This is a genomic window from Alcaligenes ammonioxydans (assembly GCF_019343455.1).
GTDB classification, from domain to species: Bacteria; Pseudomonadota; Gammaproteobacteria; order Burkholderiales; family Burkholderiaceae_B; genus Alcaligenes; species Alcaligenes ammonioxydans.
Window position 1 is genome coordinate 3,197,738 of sequence record NZ_CP049362.1, and the last position, 17,898, is coordinate 3,215,635.

The window sequence follows — 17,898 nt, forward strand, 5'->3', positions numbered from 1 at the left end:
AAAGATCAATCGTAAATAAATACGGACTCCAGACGCTCCAGATGTTCCAGAGCCTCGCCGCAACCCCGTACCACGCAGGTCAGAGGATCTTCAGCCACCACCACAGGCAGGCCGGTCTCTTCTTGCAACAGACGATCCAGGTCATGAACCAGGGCACCCCCGCCGGTCAGGACAATACCTTTATCGGTAATGTCCGCACCCAGCTCAGGAGGAGTTTGTTCCAGCGCAGTTTTAACCGCAGAGACAATTTGATTCAGGGGGTCGGTCAACGATTCAAGAATCTCGTTGGACGAAACGGTGAAACTACGTGGCACCCCTTCGGACAAATTGCGACCCTTGACTTCAATTTCACGAATTTCGGTGCCGGGGAAAGCAGAGCCAATCTCTTTTTTGATCAGCTCGGCCGTGGGTTCGCCAATCAGCATTCCGTAATTACGGCGGATGTAGTTGATAATCGCTTCGTCGAACTTGTCGCCACCAACACGCACCGAACCCTTGTAAACCATACCGCCCAGGGAGATGACGGCCACTTCGGTGGTACCACCACCAATATCGACCACCATGGAACCGCTGGCATCAGAGACCGCCAGGCCCGCACCGATTGCGGCGGCCATGGGCTCTTCAATCAGATAGACCTTGCTGGCACCGGCACCCAATGCGGATTCTTTGATGGCACGGCGCTCCACCTGGGTCGAACCACACGGCACACACACGATAATGCGCGGGCTGGGGGCAAACATGCTGCGTGGGTGAACCATGCGGATGAACTGCTTGAGCATCTGCTCGGTGACGGTAAAGTCCGCAATCACGCCATCTTTCATGGGCCGGATGGCTTCAATATTGCCAGGCACCCGACCCAGCATTTGCTTGGCCTCCTGCCCGACGGCCTGAATGATTTTTTTACCATTAGGTCCGCCCTCATGGCGGATGGCTACAACGGACGGTTCATCCAGTACGATACCCTTGCCGCGTACATAAATAAGGGTATTGGCCGTACCGAGGTCGATTGCCATATCGCTGGAAAAGTAACTGCGTAGGAATCCGAACATGGGCGCGCAAAGTGTAAAGTGTTTGGGGAAAAAAGGCAGGTAAATTCGGCGCGGAACTCAAGCGTAGAACGACAGGCACAAGAACCAGGCAACGAATTCAAAAATACCTGGGAAGGAAACGGTCAATGATAACTTATAATTGCTCTACATTAGGACTGTTTTAATGGTCAGTTAAGTTCTGTAACCCCCGCATTTGCTGTAAAAGTGCCAAACTGTCCTTAACTGACAGATTTCCGCTTTTTTTTATTACTCATTTTCCAGTACCCACCCACATGTCTATCACTGAACAGGATGTTGCCCGTATAGCGCAACTGGCGCGCCTTGATCTTTCTGCTGAACAAGCCTCCCAGGTCGAGCACGATTTGACGCGCATCCTGGGCCTGATCCAGACTTTGCAAACCGTTGATACTCAAGGCGTTGAGCCAATGGCCCACCCCTTGTCCGCCCGCCAGCAGATCAGTCTGCGCCTGCGCGAGGACAAGGCTCTGCCGTCCGGCACGGTCGAAAGCCGCCAGGCCATGATGCGCAACGCCCCCGCCGAGCAGGATGGCCTGTTTCTGGTGCCCACGGTCATCGAATAAAGCAAAACCATGTCTTTTACCCCTGAATTCGCGACGATTGCAGCGCTACGCCACGCTCTGCACAACAAAACCGTCAGTGCCCGCGAGCTGGCCCAGCATGCGCTGGACAATAGCGCCCGCCAAAAAGCGCTTAACGCCTTTGTTCAGCAGGACCCTGACCTGACTCTGGCCCAGGCCGATGCCGCAGACGCACTGATTGCCCAGGGCAAGGCCGGCCCACTGACCGGCATCCCCATCGCACACAAGGATCTGTTTGTCACCAAGGACTGGCAGACCACCGCCTGCAGCAAAATGCTGCAAGGCTACCTCAGCCCCTTTGACGCTACGGTCGTCACCAAGCTGCAGGCAGCCGGCACAGTCTCCCTGGGCAAACTGAATTGTGACGAGTTCGCCATGGGCTCTCGCAATGAAAGCTCGGTATTTGGCCCGGTGCGCAACCCCTGGGATCATTCCATGGTTCCCGGCGGCTCCTCAGGCGGCTCTGCTGCCGCAGTGGCCGCAGGCCTGGTCGCCGGGGCAACCGCCACCGATACGGGCGGCTCCATTCGCCAGCCCGCCGCCCTGTGCGGCGTCAGCGGCATCAAACCCACCTATGGCACGATTTCGCGCTTTGGCATCATCGCGTACGGCTCCAGCCTGGATCAGGCCGGCCCCATCGCCCGCAACGCGCGCGATTTGCTGGATTTGCTGGAAACCATGTGTGGTTTTGACCCGCAAGACGCCACCAGCCTGGAATTTTGCGACGATCAGCCCAATACTGGAACCCGTATTCGTCAGGAATTTGAACAGCACCAGTCGCAGCAAGACGCGCAAGGCAGCCAGCCCCTGAAAGGCGTGCGCATTGGAGTGCCTGCGCAGTTCTTCGGTCCTGGCCTGGACCCGGCCATCGCCGATGCGATCGAGGCCGCGCTGAAAACCTACGAAAGCCTGGGTGCGGAACGCGTCACGGTGCAACTGCCCTTGACCGAACTGTCGGTTCCCACCTATTACGTCATCAGCCCTGCTGAAGCCTCGACCAACCTGTCGCGCTTTGACGGGGTGCGTTTTGGCCACCGCGCCAGCCAGTACACCGACCTGAACAGCATGATCTCGCGTTCCCGCTCGGAAGGCTTTGGCCCTGAAGTCGTGCGCCGCATTCTGGTCGGCACGTATGTGCTCTCGCACGGCTACTACGACGCTTACTATCTGCAAGCTCAACGCGTGCGCCGCATGATTGTGGACGATTTCCAGAAAGTCTTTGAGCAGTGCGACCTGATTCTGGGCCCTGTCACGCCCGCTCTGGGTCGCAAGCTGGGCGCCACCATAGAGGACCCCACCACCGACTGGCTGGGCGACGTCTATACGCTGGGAGTCAGCCTGGCTGGCCTGCCTGCCATGTCCGTTCCCTGCGGCTTCAGTCAGGGCGAACGCCCCTTACCCATCGGCCTGCAGATCATTGGCAACTACTTCCGTGAAGGCCAGTTGCTGGCCTTTGCCGACCGCTTCCAGCAAGTCACCGACTGGCATCAACGTCAACCAGGACAACAATAATGGAATGGGAAATTGTGATCGGGCTGGAAACCCACACCCAGCTCTCGACCGAATCCAAAATCTTCTCCAGCAGCAGCACCCGTTTTGGTGCGTTGCCCAATACACAAGCCAATGAAGTGGACATGGCGTTGCCCGGCGCCTTGCCCGTCTTTAACCGTGGCGCAGCTGAACGGGCGATTCGCCTGGGCCTGGCCGTGGGCGGACGCATTGCGCGACGCTCCGTATTCGAGCGTAAAAACTATTTCTACCCGGACCTGCCCAAGAACTATCAGATCAGCCAGATGGAAATCCCGGTGGTCAGTGGCGGCACCATCAGCTTCATGCTGGACGGCGAAGAAAAGACCATTAATCTGACTCGCGCCCATCTGGAAGAGGACGCCGGCAAATCCCTGCACGAAAACTTCCGGGGCCCCCACGGCGAATCCAGTACCGGGATCGACCTGAACCGCGCCGGGACCCCGCTGCTGGAAATCGTGTCCGAACCCGAAATGCGCTCGGCCGCCGAAGCGGTGGGCTACGCCCGCGCCTTGCACAGCCTGGTGGTCTGGCTGGGCATTTGCGATGGCAATATGCAAGAAGGCTCGTTCCGCGTGGACGCCAACGTGTCAGTCCGTCCCAAAGGCCAGAAAGAATTTGGCACCCGTTGTGAGCTGAAGAACATCAACTCCTTCCGTTTTCTGGAGCGTGCCATTCAATACGAAGCACGCCGCCAGATCGAACTGATCGAGGACGGTGGCAAGGTCATCCAGGAAACCCGCCTGTACGACTCCGACCGCGACGAAACCCGCAGCATGCGCAGCAAGGAAGATGCCCACGATTACCGCTACTTCCCCGACCCGGATCTTCCCCCCCTGTTTATCAGCGAAGAGTGGATCGAGCAGGTTCGTCAGGACATGCCCGAGCTGCCAGCACAAAAACTGGCCCGCTTCGAGCAGGAGTTTGAGCTGAGTCGCTACGACGCCTCGCAACTGACCGTGGACCGTGCAACCGCCGACTTTTTTGAGGCAATTTTGCAAGCAGGCGCCAAGAGCAATGCCAAACTGGCTGCCAACTGGATTCTGGGCGAGCTGTCCGCCGCCTTGAACCGCGAGGAAATTGGCATTGAACAATCCAAAGTCAGCCCGGCCCAACTGGCCCAGTTAATTGCCCGTATTGCCGACGGCACCATCTCCAACAAGATTGCCCGCGACGTGTTTGCCGCGCAATGGGATGGCGAACTCAATGGCGATGTGGATGCCATCATCGAAGCACGCGGCCTCAAGCAGATCAACGATGTGGGCGCTATTGCCGCCATGGTCGATGAGGTGCTGGCCGCCAATCCGAGCATCGTTGAGCAGCACCGTGCCGGCAAACCCAAAGCCTTCAATGCCCTGGTCGGTCAGGTCATGAAAGTGGCCAAGGGCAAAGCTAATCCGCAGCAGATCAATGAAATGCTCAAGCAAAAGCTGGATGCCTGAATCTGGATGCAGTGCTGAGCGGATACAAAAACACCAGGCCCAGGCCTGGTGTTTTTTTTGTGCAGTACCGACACAAACCTGCGTGTGACGATCAGACGCCGTAACGATCCCGGTAGGCCTTGACCTGAGGAGCATGAGCGGCCAGCGTGGTGTCATCTGCCAGCACCGCCATGATGTCCGCCAAAGACGCAATGCTGATGACTGGAATACCGTAGGTCTGCTCTACTTCCTGAACTGCCGAATGAGCGGACAGTTCCTGATCATTGCCCGCCCGCTCCATGCGATCCAGTGCGATCAAGACAGCAGCAGGTTGCGCACCAGCCGCCTTGATGATCTGCATGGATTCACGCACCGAGGTGCCGGCAGTAATAACGTCATCAATAATCACCACCTTGCCTTGCAAAGGAGCGCCTACCAGGGTGCCGCCTTCACCGTGATCTTTGGCCTCTTTGCGGTTAAAGGCAAAGGGCACGTCACGCTCACCGATTTGAGGGTGCTCGGCAAGGGCGATGGACGTAGCCGCTGCCAATGGAATGCCTTTGTAGGCGGGGCCAAACAACATGTCAAAGGACACGCCCGAATCGAGCAGGGCCTGGGCATAAAAGCGGGCCAGTTGCCCCACGCTGCGTCCGGTATTGAACAGGCCGGCATTAAAAAAGTAAGGGCTCAAGCGTCCAGACTTGACCTTGAACTCCCCAAAGCGCAGCACTCCCTGTTCCAGGGAAAAGCGCACGAAATTGCGACGATTATCGTTATTGGCCGACATGACAGAGTATGAAAAAGATAGAGACAAAAGCATTTTAGCGTGTTGTGAGCCATCACTTGGCAGGTTCGGCCAGTTCTTCGAGCAAGAAGTCGATAAAACTGCGCACTTTAGGCGTCAAATAGCGCCGGCTGGCATAGACTGCATGCAGTTGTTGCAGCTCTTCACGGTAATCGGGCAAGAGACGAACCAGGCGACCGGACTCCAGGTCGTCCATCACCAGCCATTGCGGCAAGTAAGCCAAACCTGCCCCACCCAAAGCGCAGTAATAGGTCAGATTCGTATTGTCAGAACGCATAAAAGGATTCAGACGTAAGGACTCCGGCCCGTCCGGCCCCAAAAACTCGAAACTGGGCTGCTGCAAGTAACTGGGACTGATGGCAGGCAAACGCATCACGTCCGCGCAGTTACGGGGCATGCCGTATCGGGCCACAAACGCAGGGCTGGCCACTAGATGAAAAGGGGTGGGACAAATCAGGCGGGCGATCTGATGGGGGGCCGGTTCGCGCATGACGCGCAAGGCCAGGTCAAATCCTTCCGCCACCAGATCCACCTTGTGATTGCTCAAGCTCAGCTCCAGCGTCACCTCAGGAAAGCGTGTTTGGTAATCCTGTAGCAATTGCGCCACTTTGCGGTTTGCAAACCACACTGGGGCAGTCAGCCGCAGCACTCCTTGCGGCTGATGCGCGGAGCCCGACAAGGCTTGTTGCCCGCGCTCCAGCGTGTCCAGTGCCTGCAAACAATAATCGAAGTAAGTCTGCCCCAGCTCGGTCAGACTCAAACGACGACTACTGCGATGAAGCAGCCGGGCGCCCAACTGTTTTTCCAGGTTGGCCAGGTGCTTGCTAACCATCGGCGCTGACATGCCCAGACGCTGAGCCGCTGCCGCAAAACTGCCCGCGGCGACGATTTCACGAAACACCCGCAGGCTCTGAATAGTATCCATGCTTTCCTAATAAGAAAGTATCTAATGAAAATAGGGCTGTTTATTTCCTGATAGTAATTGATTAAGCTTGAACGAGCGCTAACCCGATGCCTGTCTGGGCCTTGAATGGGCGGGACCAGCTTCAGGCTGAGATCGAATCTCAGGCACTCCCCGGGCCAGGTGCTTTTTTTACCGCTACCGTCAACTTTCCAAAGGAAAACACATGAACGCCCTTACTTCCAGCTGGACTCCTCGCATCCTTAGCCTGCTGCGCATCGTCACAGGCTATTTACTGCTGACACACGGTACTGCCAAGATCTTGGGCGTCCCCCAAGTGGATATGTTTGCCAACCTGCAAATCGCCTCTCTGTATGGCGTGGCAGGCATCCTGGAGCTGATTCTGGGCGGCTTGCTGGTGCTTGGGCTGTTTTCCCGCTTTGCAGCCTTTGTCGCATCCGGCCTGTGCGCGTTTGCTTACTTCATTGGTCACGCCAGCGCCAGCACCTTTGCCACTCCAATCCTGAACGGCGGTGAAGCAGCGGTTCTGTTCTGCTTTGTCTTTCTGTATCTGGCCTTTGCCGGCCCAGGCCCCTGGAGCATCGACGCAGGTCGCAGCGCCGACTGATTACCCTAACCAAGCCCTTACCCCACCCTGCCCCTCCAGGGCAGGGGTCGGAGATCATCATGACGATGCCTACCTATTTCATTTCGCACGGCGGCGGCCCTTGGCCCTGGATGCCCGAGGCGCAAACCATGTACGCCCCACTGCGTGCTGCCTTGCAGGATATTCCGCGCCAATTGGGACGCAACCCAAAAGCGATCCTGATGGTCTCCGCGCACTGGGAGGCACAGCAGGAAAACCTGCTGGTTGCTGCCGCTCCCCAGCCCAGCATGGTGTACGACTACTACGGTTTTCCATCGCACACTTACGAGATTCACTATCCGGCACCGGGCGATCCGGCGTTGGCTCAGCAAGTCTGTAATTTGCTTGAGGCCGCTGGCCTGCCCACCCGCCTGGACAGGGAGCGTGGCTTTGACCACGGCGCTTTCGTACCCGCGTATATCATCTACCCGCAAGCCAAAGTGCCGATGGTGCAACTGTCCATTCACGCCAACTACGACCCGGCCCTGCACTACGCCATGGGCGAAGCCCTGGCTGCTTTGCGGGACGAAGATGTGCTGATTATCGGCAGCGGCCTGAGCTATCACAACCTGCGCAATATGGGACCAGGCGGGGTCGAACCGTCCGCCCGGTTTGATGCCTGGCTGGACCAGAGCCTGAGCCTGCGTGACCCCGCTGCCCGCCGTCAAGCTTTGATGGACTGGGAGCAGGCGCCTGCAGCCCGTATTGCCCACCCGCGTGAGGATCATCTGGTGCCGCTCATGGTCGCCGTCGGTGCGGCTCAAGGGGATGCGGCTTACCGCTTTCACCATGAGACCCAGGCTTTTGGCGGGCTGACTGTATCCAGCTACCGTTTCGGCTGAACCCGGTAACAAGCTCTGACGGCCACTGACATGCTGACAGTTTACGGGTTAAAGTGCTGACGCTATAAGGAGAATTGCCACGTGTTACGCGTCACCTCGTTAAACGTCAACGGTATTCGGGCTGCTTTTCGTAAAGGGCTGCCCGCCTGGCTGCAAGCCCAGAAACCCCATATTGTCTGCATGCAGGAAATCAAGATCAGCGAACCGGATCTGACACCCGATCTGACCCATCCCGGGCAGTATCACGGACACTTTCACCATGCCCAGAAAAAAGGTTACAGCGGCGTCGGTCTGTATTTGAGCCACCAAGCAGAAGCCGTGGCCCAGGGCATGGCCTGCGACGAGTTTGATGCCGAAGGCCGTATCATCCGCGCCGACTGGAACACGCTCAGCGTCATCAGCGCCTATCTGCCCTCAGGCTCATCGGGCGATGAGCGCCAAACGGCCAAGTACCGCTTTCTGGATCATTTTGAACAGTGGATAGCGGGCCTGATGCAAGAGCACCGCGAAACAGGCCGTGAGTTCATTATTTGTGGTGACTGGAATATCGCGCACCACGAAGCCGATTTGAAAAACTGGAAAGGCAATCTGAAAAACAGCGGTTTTCTGCCTGAAGAGCGCGCTTGGATGAGCAAAGTGCTGGGCGAGCTTGCCTGGGTGGATGTTTATCGCAGCCTGCACCCCGATACCACGGACGAATGCTACACCTGGTGGAGCAATCGTGGTCAGGCCTGGGCCAAAAACGTAGGGTGGCGCATTGATTATCAAATTGCCACCCCAGGTATTGCCGCCAAGGCGCGCAGTGCAACGATCTATAAAGAAGAACGTTTCAGCGACCACGCCCCCCTGACGATCGATTACGACTGGAGCTTGTAAATGCCCCAGACAAGGCCGATGCCCTAACTGGCTTTTTCAATCATGTAGCGCACCACACTGCGCAATTGTTCATCAGTGGCTTTAGGAGCCGCACCGCGGGGGGGCATGGCGCCCTTGCCATTGATGACCACCTCCATCAAGGCGTCTTCACCTTTGGCGATCAAGGGCTCCCAACGAGCCTTGTCACCCAGACGGGGGGCATTGGCCATACCGGATGCGTGACAGACCATACACGAGGACTTGTACAGTTTCAGAGCCTCGTCGGAGTCGGCGTGGGCTGCAGGCGCGGCAGCCAGCAAAAGCAAAGCGGCCATGGCGGAGTACATCATGGTGGCGGGGCTATCGGTTCTCATGGGTTTACCCTTTAAACAGTCGGCATGAACGCATGCCCGGCTGATACGTCGTGTTTTGAACAGGGTAGCTTCGGCCCTTGGCCTGCCACCCTGCTGCCTGCTTGATTACTGCACTAGCTGTTGACTACCAAAAATCCCGAGCGAAATTGCTTTGTACACCAGAATCTCAATTCCGCACATCGGGCCCGCCTGCCTGTCTTAGGCTTTGATCGGGCCAGGAGGGCTGACTTGCTTCATCAAGTCATCGTTCCACTCGCCTTCGACCAGCACGTGACCGGCTGCGCCCAGCTCCATCGCCTCGATCAGGTTGTGGTTCACATAGGCGTACACACCGGGCTGCTTGAAGGTGTAGAGTGCCACACCAGCAGAACCACCACGAATGAACCAGGTCTCCAGGTTCTTGGCAGGTGGGTCATCAAACTTGCCCAACTCCCAGACCCAGTCGCCGTGACCGCCAATCAGGTGAGGACGGGTGTCGCGGTTGGCTTGCGAGTGGATGAACAGCACGGTTTCACCGACCTTGGCTTTCATGGCGCCGTCGCCCATCAGGGCCCCCACCTTGCCGTTGAACACCACATGGCTGGGAATCAGGCCGCGCATGGTTTCCAGCGTATCGCCGTAGCTTTCAGCCGAGGAACCATATTTTTTGAAATTGCCCTTTTCGTCGCGGGGAATGTAGAGGTCAAATTCACCAATCGTGTAAACACGGTCGTAATGCAAGGCGTTGCCTGCCGGGTCCTTCAAGCCGTCGCGTGGCAATACCATGACCGTGCCATGCATGCCCTGGACCACGTGCCAGGCTACCGAGCCCTCGGGAGCGCAGTGGTACACAAAGGTACCGGTGCGATCCGCCTTGAAGCGCAAGGTGGCTTGTTCGCCAGGGTTCACGTTGGTCAGCTTGGCACCGCCCAGCGCACCAGTCGAGGCGTGAAAGTCGATGTTGTGCGGCATGGTGTTGGTGGCCGGATTCACCAGCGTGAGTTCCAGGTAGTCGCCTTCATGAACCACCATGGTAGGACCGGGCATGGAGTCATCGAACATCATGGCGTGCATGGTGGTCCCATCCCGATCGACCTCGATCTCGCGCTCGGAAATGGTCATGCGAAATTCCACGACACGTGGCTCGGGGCCGACTTTTTGCTCGTGCTTGTGGACCATGGGAGGCGCAACCAGATCCACCTTGACCCGTTCCAGCTTGGCGATCTGATCTTCCGTACGCGCTGCCAGCCAAGGCGCATTCTTTTTGGGGGCGGCTGTTTCGCGGGCTTGTACTTGCGCCGCCAACAAAGTGGTTCCTGCGGCGACACCTAGGCCAGCACTTTTCAAGAAATGACGACGTTCCATACTACCTCCGGTTTGATCCAGGCGTAATGCCTGCTGATTAAATGTTTTTCAGATCTAACAGTTACTGAATGTATTGGACCGCAAACAGACTTCGCACTCTTTGCTGCAGCGCAAGCATCTCGTAGAAGCAACAAAAAAACCGCCCGAAGGCGGTTTTTTTCTTAGACGGAATCTCACAGAAGAACAGAGTCCATCCTGGCAAAGGATCAGGATGCCTTTACTGCGCCTGCAGCATGCGCTGCGGCACTGCGACGGCCAGCCATGATACGTACCAGAACTTGCTGGAATACGAGCAGAGCACCGGCAATGAACACAACGTCACCCAAGGTGCGCCACCAGCGCAGGGACTGCAAAATCGGCTGCTGCATGAACGCTTCGCTACGTGCGTACCACATGCCCTCGGAGATGCTGGCCCAGGCCTGGATAATCCCGGCAGGCAGCAAGCTTACGAACATCATCAGAACCAGCCCCCCGTTCAATGTCCAGAACCCCCAACTCATCAGACGATCGTTGTAGCGAACCTCTGGCGAGATATAGCGCACCACCAGCAGAACAAAGCCCAGCGACAGGAAACCATACACCCCGAACAAGGCAGCGTGGGCATGCAACGGTGTGGTGTTCAGACCCTGGATGTAGTAGAGCGAGATCGGCGGATTGATCAGGAAGCCAAATACACCGGCACCGAGCATGTTCCAAAATGCCACGGCCACAAAGAACATGACGGGCCAACGCAGATCGTTCATCCAGCTTGCCTGCTTTTGCATCTTCCAGTTGTGGAAGGCCTCATAACCCAGCATGATCAAAGGCACCACTTCCAACGCGCTAAAGGATGCGCCAATCGCCATAATAGGCGTGGTCGTGCCGGAGAAATACAGGTGATGCAAGGTTCCGGGCACACCGCCTACCAGAAACAAGGATGCAGCAGCCAGTCCGGCAATCGTGGCGCTACGTTTGGAGACCAGGCCCAGGGTCAAGAAGATAAAGCCCATGGCAACGGTGGCAAAGACTTCAAAGAAACCCTCTACCCACAGGTGAACCACCCACCAGCGCCAGTATTCCATGATGGTGATGTTGGTATGTTCACCGTAGAACAGGCCCGTACCGTAAAAGAGGCCAATTGCCACGGTGGAAATGGTCAAGAGCACCAGCAGATGATTGTCGCCCTTGTCACGGCGCAGCGCTGGCCACATGCCACGCAACATCAGCAAGAGCCAGAAAGCCAGACCGATGAACTTGATGATTTGCCAGAAACGACCCAGGTCCAGGTACTCGTAGCCCTGGTGGCCGAACCAGAAGTTCAGTTCAGGAGGCAGGATATTCTTGATGGCAAGGAAGTTGCCGGCAAACGAGCCAATGAAAAGCACGACCAGGGCACCGAACAGCACATCTACGCCCAGGCGTTGATACTTGGGGTCCTCGCCACCGTTAATCAACGGCACCAGAAACAGACCGGCGGTTAAAAAGCCGCTGGCAATCCACAGCAGCGCAGCTTGAATATGCCAGGTGCGGGTCAAGGAGTAAGGGAACCACTGCGATACGTCTATGCCGTAAAACATCTGGCCTTCAACGGTGTAGTGTGCGGTAAACCCACCTAGAAACACCTGAATGACAAACAGGGCGACGGTCAAAAAGGCGTATTTTTTCAGCGCACGCTGCGAAGGCGTCAGACGAAACGCCAGCACCGGGTCTGTCGCGGGTGCAACCGGCGCGGCCTCCTCTTTGTGGGTGAAGGCCCAGATCCAGACCAGCAGGCCGATGCCGGCCAGCAGTAAAACAATACTGACAATGGACCAGACGATATTGGCCGTGGATGGATGGTTGTCCACCAAGGGCTCGTGCGGCCAGTTATTGGTATAGCTGACGGTCGTGCCGGGACGCTCGGTAACCGTCGCCCAGGACAGCCAGAAGAAAAAGCGGGTCATGTCCTGACGGCGCTGCAGCTCCGGCAAGGTGTTGTCCTTCATGGCAAAGCTTTCACGACTGGACTTGAGCTCAGGGGCGTCGCCAAACAGATCAATATAGTACTGAGCCGTCGTGTCGATGGCCTTGGCACGCCGCTCGCTGATCTGCAGCACACCCGTGGCCTCATCAATGCGGTTGGGACGATATTCGTCCTGCAATTCCTGACGCAAGGTAGCCTGCTGACTGCTGGTGAGCTGGTCGTAATTGAGCGAATAGGTTTGCTGCGCGGCCAGATCCAGCCAGGCCAGCGCTTCGCGGTGCAACCAGTCTGCGCTCCAGTCCGGAGCCTGGTAGGCTCCGTGACCCCAGATTGATCCCAATTGCATTCCGCCCGTGCTCTGCCAGGCAGACTGGCCGCGATGTATCTGTTCCTGTGATGTAAATTCACGTCCATCCGGGGTAAGGACCTTGACGGGCATCGGAGGTGCTTGACGATACACCTCCACCCCAGTCCAACCGAGAATGGCAAAGGTCACCATGGTGACTGCCACCAGGGACCACCATAGTTTCTTGTAGCTACTACGCATGTTGTTCTCCGTCTCGCTGATGTGTCAAACGACCTGTTCTCCCCCGGTCCTGGCCGGACCTGGGCAGGGGGTCATAAGCGGAGTGGGCACTGCCCCATCGCGATGAGTGACTGCCTGAAAAAGAATCCAGCCCGGTCTCCCGTTGCGCCATGGGCACTGCCGGGGTGCGGAACTGTTTAAGAAGACTGGCCACGGAGGCGCTGCCTGGCTGTTGCAAGCGAGCCAGAACGGCAGCATCTCCTACTGAATCCGGCGTCTCTAAGGACCCGCCAAGGAATCGATGTCTAAAAAAAACCGGCCTGTTTGCATCGTCCGGGCCGCCAAGCGGTGGACGAACCGGAGCACAAGCCGTGTAGCGATGTTCTGCTAAGTCGGGGGTCATGTCATCGTCCTTAAAAATGTATGACAAAACACTTAAAGCAAAGACCGTGCCAACTTAAAAACGATATGGATCAATGGTTCGCTTCCAAACCAGGTATAAACTACCCTAAGAAAACCGGGTATTTTTCACCATAAGGGTATTTTTCACCCATGCTAGATCTCATGATTGCCGATTTGGCCACTGAAATTCCAGGGCCGCTACGCCTGCAGCGCATGGTTCATCTGCTGGCGCGACATTTCGGCTGTGATGCCGCCGGTTTGCTGAAGCTGGACGACACCGTATTGCGCATTGTGGCGGCCAGCGGTCTGGGTCATGACACCTTGGGCCGGCATTTTGTCATTGCCGATCATCCCCGGCTGACACGCATTTTGCATACCCCTGGCCTGACGCGCTTTGAGCCCAACTGCGGTCTGCCCGACCCCTACGATGGCCTGCTGGATGACAAGCTGGGTCAGCCGCTGCCGGTCCATGATTGCGTGGGAATCCCCCTGCAGATCCAAGGTGCGGCCTGGGGGATTCTGACCCTGGATGCCTTGCGCCCCGGAACCTTTTCTGCCTCCACGCTGGTGGAACTAAAACACTGGTGCATGGTGCTGGAAAGCGCCATCCGCATCAGCGAACTGGAAGAGGAAAATCGCAGTCTGCGCATGCTCTCTACCCTGCCCCCTGATTATTTGTCGCGCCACAACTCGACTTCCATCATTGGCAACAGCAAGGCGCTTTTGGAGGTCATCCAGCTGCTGGACACGGTTGCCACCTCCGAACTGCCGGTTCTCTTGCTAGGCGAGACAGGCGTGGGCAAAGAGCTGTTTGCACAGCGCCTGCATCAACGCTCGGCTCGCCACCACTCCCCCCTGATTTACGTGAACTGCGCCGCTCTGCCCGATTCGTTAGCGGAGAGCGAACTTTTCGGCCATGTCAAAGGCGCTTTCTCGGGGGCGCACGAACATCGCGCCGGACGCTTCGAGGCCGCGCAGGGCGGCACCCTGTTTCTGGACGAAATCGGAGAGTTGTCTTTGACGATTCAGGCCAAGTTGCTGCGTACGTTGCAAAATGGCGAAATCCAGCGCCTGGGGGCCGACCACCCCATTAAACTGAATGTGCGGCTTGTTGCGGCCACTAACCGGGACCTGAGTCAGCAGATTGCACAAGGCGGTTTCCGGGCCGACCTGTACCACCGCCTGTCCGTTTTTCCCCTGACAATTCCGGCCTTGCGCGAACGCCATCAAGACATTCTGCTGCTGGCCGGTCATTTTCTGGAAATGAATCGCTCCCGACTGGGCTTGCGTGGCATTCGCCTCTCGCCCGACGCGGAAGCCGCTTTACTGGCTTATCATTGGCCAGGCAATGTTCGCGAATTGGAACATCTGATCAGCCGTGCCACCATCCGCCTGCTGGTCGATACGCCAGACCGTAACCAAATATTTACGCTTAGCGCCGATAATCTCAATTTGTTACCTTCTACCCTGGAGCCTGTGGCAGCGGCCACGCAATCTCTGGGAGTGCCACACCCCTCCTTGCGTCAGTCCGTTGAACAATTGCAAGGACGCTTGATCCGGCAGGCTCTGCAGGACAACGACGGTAACTGGAGCCAGGCTGCCCGACAGCTTGGCATGGACCCCAGCAATCTGCATAAGCTGGCCAGCAAACTAGGGCTTAAAACCCGCTCAGAAAGCTTAAGTGATGACTGACATTTCCTACCCCTCCTTGTTAGCCAGCCTGCCCCTGTTCTCTGACCTGGACGCGGCCAGCATCGACCAGCTCTGGCAAGAAGGACGGCTGATCCACTATGACAAGGACAGCCAGGTCTTTCGCCAGGAGCAAAGCAGCGATCATTTTTTTGTGCTGCTGCAGGGCCTGATCAAGGTCGTACGCACCATGCCCAATGGCTCCCAGTTACTGGTCCGTTTCGCCCTGCCCGGCGATGTGATTGGCATTGCCCCCGCCCTGCGGCGACGCAACTACCCGGCCACTGCCATCAGCGTCACGAGCAGCGCCGCCCTGGCCTGGCCAGAAAAGTCCTGGGACAGCCTGACCCAACGCTTTCCTTGCCTGCTCAGCTCGGCGCAGGACACAGTTGCCCAACGTCTGAGCGACGCGGACGACCGCCTACTGGAAATTCACAGTCTGGAAGTGGAGCAGCGACTGGCCCACAGTTTGCTGCGCCTGATTCGCCAGGTGGGCCAAAGCGGTGCGCAGGGGACATCCCTGAGCATTCCCGTGACCCGACAGGACCTGGCCGATCTGGCTGGGACCACCCTGTATACGGCCAGCCGTGTCGTCAGTAGCTGGGATCATCAGGGCTTGATCCTGGCAGGGCGCAAGCAGATAACGATTGCCGACCTGGACAAATTTGCCCGAGCCGTTCTGGAACGCGGCTAAGCGCCCTTAGTCCTCCGTGACAAGACGCAGACCCAGATAGCGCGGGGGCACGCCGACCGAACATGCCCCGGTTTTGGGGTCACGGATGAAGTCGGGCATCACCGCGATATGCTCTCCTCCCAAGGTGCGAACGCCGCAGTTTTCCAGACGGGATTCCGCGCGGGGCATGCTGATGCGGTGAACGCGCACATGACAGGTATTGGTCCATTCGGCCACCTGTCCCCCGGCATCAAACACGCCATAGGCATTGGCAGTTCCCTGGCCCAGGGGCGCCAACGGCACCTCCTGCTCCTGCTTGCGCTTATAGCTGTCCTGATATTCCTGGAGCCACAAGGCGGCCTGCTCGTTCTCATCCAGCCCGCCCTGGGCCGATTCAGGCACTTTCTGGTCTGCGAAGTAACTCCATTCCAGATAATCCGGCAAGCGGAACTGCTTGCCGGTGCGCTCGCTGAGCCAAGCCGCATAATCCTGCCCGTCCTGCCAGCTCACCCCCACAACCGGCCGATCTTTGGCCTGTCCCCGGCCCACCGCATCCGCGGCCTTGCACCGCTCGGCACGAACACATTGATCGTAGTCGTACTGGCTGACTTGATACTTCATGACTTTCAAGCTGGGAGCCGGGGCATACATCACGGTATCGGACGCAATCAGGCGCCCATCGAGCAAGTACTCACCAGCCTGCATGACTTCGCGCGCCGGACCGGCCACTTCCACCAACTCTGGCAAGGCGGCTGAATTGTTGGGCTCGCCAGCCGAGCATCCGGCCAAGATGGCCGCTAACAGCACGGTTCCCACTACACGGCTTTGCATTGTGAACTCCCAAGAGACAGCCACCATTGAAACGTAGCCAGTGGTTCATGTCCTTGCGCCAAGGCAAACAGCGTCCTTAAGGCATCAAAATTCTCCGCTCACCCGTTCCTGCCCCTTCCTTGAGCCTTATACTGCTGGTCTCCCATCGCTCCTTGAACCCTCAGGCCAAAAAAATGAATGCTGACTTGACTACAGGTTCCGAAGATATGGCGGCGGCAGTGCGCCGTCTTGTCCATCTTTATCAAGGGCTGACGCCAGACCGGCTATCCGAGCTGGAGGTCTGTTATGCGCCTGACGCCCATTTCAAGGACCCCTTCAATGAGGTAGAGGGCGTTGCGGCCATCCGCGGCATCTTCGAGCACATGTTTACGGCGTTGCACTCGCCACGCTTTGTCATTACGCAGCAGATCGTCCAGGACCAACGAGCCTTTCTGGAATGGGAGTTCCGCTTCCGCATCAAACGTTGGAAGCCGGATCTTGAACACTGCATCAGGGGAGCGTCAGCGCTGTCCTTTGACGGACAAGGTCGGGTGACCCATCATCGCGATTATTGGGATGCGGCAGAGGAGCTTTATGAAAAACTGCCCTTGCTGGGTTTATTGATGCGCTGGCTGCGACGCACGATGTCCACATCGGAAAAGTAGCCCCCCTCACACTCCGTACCCAACACCGGCAGGGTGCGCAGCCTCGGCGCACCGTGTAGTCAGGCATCCACCAATGAAACAAGAGCAGCGTCGAGGCCACGGGGTCCGGCAGGGGGTGCCGGACGGATTCCGGAGACTGTCTTACTGTGCCAAGGACGTACGGCCCGCGCCTGCCAGACCATCAAAGGTGGTGCTGCTCACCCATTCAATGATCTGCTCGTGGGTGTACTGCCCCGACTCTTTAAGAAGGCTCACCACAGGGTCACATGCACGCGCAAACAAGGTGTAGAGCACCAGCTCGACTGGCAGACCCGATTGCAGGCTGCCTGCCGTCTGCGCCTCGATAATCCAGGTGCTCAGACGATTACTCAAGGCAATCAGGCGATCCATGTACTCATCATTTGACTGGAGCGAGGCGCTAAGGCTTGAGTTCTGCGCGGGCAGCGACGGCATTTCCCCTTGCAATTGGGTATCCATCGTCCAGCGCACCACGGATTTGAGCTGATCAATCGCCGTAATGGCTTGGCCTGCTTCAGCAGCATCCTGAGCCTGTTTGCGCAGCTCATCCACAAAAGCCAGGGCGCGATCGAGCACGCCCACCATCGCCGCAGCAGCCAATTCCTCCTTGGATGTAAACAGCTTATATAAGCTGGCCTTGGCCATGCCTGCCTCGGCGGCGACTTGGTCGACCGTCATGGCATCGTAGCCTTTGGTCGCCAAAAGACGGTTAACAGCGGTCACGATGGCTTCTACGCGTACGCGCTGGATTTGTTCTTTGATTGAGGATCGAGCGTTCATGAGATCTATTTTAGGACGAATGAGATCATC

The 17,898-nt window shown here is 57.6% G+C and carries 17 protein-coding genes; 9 read left to right on the top strand and 8 right to left on the bottom strand.

From position 1 onward, the window contains the following. Positions 1-5: 5 nt before the first annotated feature. The gene (locus tag FE795_RS14640; protein WP_003801946.1) at positions 6-1,049 is read right to left on the bottom strand and encodes a rod shape-determining protein; all 1,044 of its coding nucleotides are present in this window, start codon (positions 1,047-1,049) and stop codon (positions 6-8) included. Between the two features lie 272 nt (positions 1,050-1,321). On the opposite strand from FE795_RS14640, the gene gatC reads away from it, so the two are divergent. From gatC to gatB, 3 genes are read left to right on the top strand one after another with little or no spacing between them, the layout of a single operon-like run. After that, complete coding sequence (gatC, locus tag FE795_RS14645) at positions 1,322-1,630, top strand: Asp-tRNA(Asn)/Glu-tRNA(Gln) amidotransferase subunit GatC (protein ID WP_003801948.1); 309 nt, start codon at positions 1,322-1,324, stop codon at positions 1,628-1,630. A gap of 9 nt (positions 1,631-1,639) precedes the next feature. Then, entirely contained in the window at positions 1,640-3,160 is a 1,521-nt protein-coding gene (gatA, locus tag FE795_RS14650) for an Asp-tRNA(Asn)/Glu-tRNA(Gln) amidotransferase subunit GatA (protein WP_219235130.1), read from the top strand. Beyond that, a complete protein-coding gene (gatB, locus tag FE795_RS14655; protein WP_003801953.1) occupies positions 3,160-4,617 on the top strand; it encodes an Asp-tRNA(Asn)/Glu-tRNA(Gln) amidotransferase subunit GatB in 1,458 nt (485 codons plus the stop codon). Before gatA ends, gatB begins: the two co-directional genes overlap by 1 nt. Before the next feature lie 91 nt (positions 4,618-4,708). Here the strand turns inward: gatB and pyrE are convergent, their stop codons facing one another. Both pyrE and FE795_RS14665 read right to left on the bottom strand, forming a co-directional pair. Continuing rightward, a complete protein-coding gene (pyrE, locus tag FE795_RS14660; protein ID WP_003801955.1) occupies positions 4,709-5,383 on the bottom strand; it encodes an orotate phosphoribosyltransferase in 675 nt (224 codons plus the stop codon). Positions 5,384-5,435: 52 nt separating this feature from the next. Further along, complete coding sequence (locus FE795_RS14665; protein ID WP_219235131.1) at positions 5,436-6,326, bottom strand: LysR family transcriptional regulator; 891 nt, start codon at positions 6,324-6,326, stop codon at positions 5,436-5,438. A gap of 202 nt (positions 6,327-6,528) precedes the next feature. Between FE795_RS14665 and FE795_RS14670 the strand changes: the two genes are divergently transcribed. The 3 genes from FE795_RS14670 to FE795_RS14680 all read left to right on the top strand — a co-directional run bounded on the left by FE795_RS14670 (position 6,529) and on the right by FE795_RS14680 (position 8,666). Continuing rightward, on the top strand, positions 6,529-6,930 hold the full coding sequence (locus FE795_RS14670; protein ID WP_003801958.1) for a DoxX family protein: 402 nt from the start codon (positions 6,529-6,531) through the stop codon (positions 6,928-6,930). A 59-nt stretch (positions 6,931-6,989) separates the two neighbouring features. After that, on the top strand, positions 6,990-7,790 hold the full coding sequence (locus FE795_RS14675) for a DODA-type extradiol aromatic ring-opening family dioxygenase (protein ID WP_219235133.1): 801 nt from the start codon (positions 6,990-6,992) through the stop codon (positions 7,788-7,790). 81 nt (positions 7,791-7,871) lie between these two features. Continuing rightward, positions 7,872-8,666 (top strand): exodeoxyribonuclease III, encoded by a 795-nt coding sequence (locus FE795_RS14680; RefSeq protein ID WP_003801962.1) that lies wholly within the window; start codon positions 7,872-7,874, stop codon positions 8,664-8,666. Between the two features lie 23 nt (positions 8,667-8,689). Here FE795_RS14680 and FE795_RS14685 read toward each other — a convergent pair whose 3' ends face one another. The 3 genes from FE795_RS14685 to FE795_RS14695 form a co-directional block, all read right to left on the bottom strand. Then, on the bottom strand, positions 8,690-9,019 hold the full coding sequence (locus FE795_RS14685; protein ID WP_003801964.1) for a c-type cytochrome: 330 nt from the start codon (positions 9,017-9,019) through the stop codon (positions 8,690-8,692). 198 nt (positions 9,020-9,217) lie between these two features. After that, a complete protein-coding gene (gene nirK, locus FE795_RS14690; protein ID WP_003801966.1) occupies positions 9,218-10,363 on the bottom strand; it encodes a copper-containing nitrite reductase in 1,146 nt (381 codons plus the stop codon). Between the two features lie 206 nt (positions 10,364-10,569). Next, entirely contained in the window at positions 10,570-12,852 is a 2,283-nt protein-coding gene (locus tag FE795_RS14695) for a nitric-oxide reductase large subunit (RefSeq protein WP_003801969.1), read from the bottom strand. 531 nt (positions 12,853-13,383) lie between these two features. Between FE795_RS14695 and norR the strand changes: the two genes are divergently transcribed. Beyond that, positions 13,384-14,925: a nitric oxide reductase transcriptional regulator NorR gene (norR, locus tag FE795_RS14700; RefSeq protein WP_003801971.1), complete on the top strand. Its 1,542-nt coding sequence runs from the start codon at positions 13,384-13,386 to the stop codon at positions 14,923-14,925. Continuing rightward, complete coding sequence (locus tag FE795_RS14705; RefSeq protein ID WP_003801973.1) at positions 14,918-15,616, top strand: Crp/Fnr family transcriptional regulator; 699 nt, start codon at positions 14,918-14,920, stop codon at positions 15,614-15,616. The genes norR and FE795_RS14705 overlap by 8 nt, the downstream gene beginning before the upstream one ends. A 6-nt stretch (positions 15,617-15,622) precedes the next feature. Here FE795_RS14705 and FE795_RS14710 read toward each other — a convergent pair whose 3' ends face one another. Continuing rightward, positions 15,623-16,426: a formylglycine-generating enzyme family protein gene (locus FE795_RS14710; RefSeq protein ID WP_003801976.1), complete on the bottom strand. Its 804-nt coding sequence runs from the start codon at positions 16,424-16,426 to the stop codon at positions 15,623-15,625. Positions 16,427-16,599: 173 nt separating this feature from the next. On the opposite strand from FE795_RS14710, the gene FE795_RS14715 reads away from it, so the two are divergent. Next, positions 16,600-17,070 carry a nuclear transport factor 2 family protein gene (locus FE795_RS14715; protein ID WP_131070925.1) on the top strand — a complete coding sequence of 157 codons (471 nt, stop codon included), beginning with the start codon at positions 16,600-16,602 and terminating at the stop codon, positions 17,068-17,070. 141 nt (positions 17,071-17,211) lie between these two features. Here FE795_RS14715 and FE795_RS14720 read toward each other — a convergent pair whose 3' ends face one another. Next, complete coding sequence (locus FE795_RS14720; protein ID WP_039943394.1) at positions 17,212-17,868, bottom strand: TetR/AcrR family transcriptional regulator; 657 nt, start codon at positions 17,866-17,868, stop codon at positions 17,212-17,214. Positions 17,869-17,898: the final 30 nt, after the last annotated feature.

Coding starts and splice junctions, on each gene's coding strand:
- FE795_RS14640 (WP_003801946.1), bottom strand. CDS start 1,049: ATGTTCGGATTCCTACGCAGTTACTTTTCCAGCGATATGGCAATCGAC.
- gatC (WP_003801948.1), top strand. CDS start 1,322: ATGTCTATCACTGAACAGGATGTTGCCCGTATAGCGCAACTGGCGCGC.
- gatA (WP_219235130.1), top strand. CDS start 1,640: ATGTCTTTTACCCCTGAATTCGCGACGATTGCAGCGCTACGCCACGCT.
- gatB (WP_003801953.1), top strand. CDS start 3,160: ATGGAATGGGAAATTGTGATCGGGCTGGAAACCCACACCCAGCTCTCG.
- pyrE (WP_003801955.1), bottom strand. CDS start 5,383: ATGTCGGCCAATAACGATAATCGTCGCAATTTCGTGCGCTTTTCCCTG.
- FE795_RS14665 (WP_219235131.1), bottom strand. CDS start 6,326: ATGGATACTATTCAGAGCCTGCGGGTGTTTCGTGAAATCGTCGCCGCG.
- FE795_RS14670 (WP_003801958.1), top strand. CDS start 6,529: ATGAACGCCCTTACTTCCAGCTGGACTCCTCGCATCCTTAGCCTGCTG.
- FE795_RS14675 (WP_219235133.1), top strand. CDS start 6,990: ATGACGATGCCTACCTATTTCATTTCGCACGGCGGCGGCCCTTGGCCC.
- FE795_RS14685 (WP_003801964.1), bottom strand. CDS start 9,019: ATGAGAACCGATAGCCCCGCCACCATGATGTACTCCGCCATGGCCGCT.
- nirK (WP_003801966.1), bottom strand. CDS start 10,363: ATGGAACGTCGTCATTTCTTGAAAAGTGCTGGCCTAGGTGTCGCCGCA.
- FE795_RS14695 (WP_003801969.1), bottom strand. CDS start 12,852: ATGCGTAGTAGCTACAAGAAACTATGGTGGTCCCTGGTGGCAGTCACC.
- norR (WP_003801971.1), top strand. CDS start 13,384: ATGCTAGATCTCATGATTGCCGATTTGGCCACTGAAATTCCAGGGCCG.
- FE795_RS14705 (WP_003801973.1), top strand. CDS start 14,918: ATGACTGACATTTCCTACCCCTCCTTGTTAGCCAGCCTGCCCCTGTTC.
- FE795_RS14710 (WP_003801976.1), bottom strand. CDS start 16,426: ATGCAAAGCCGTGTAGTGGGAACCGTGCTGTTAGCGGCCATCTTGGCC.
- FE795_RS14715 (WP_131070925.1), top strand. CDS start 16,600: ATGAATGCTGACTTGACTACAGGTTCCGAAGATATGGCGGCGGCAGTG.
- FE795_RS14720 (WP_039943394.1), bottom strand. CDS start 17,868: ATGAACGCTCGATCCTCAATCAAAGAACAAATCCAGCGCGTACGCGTA.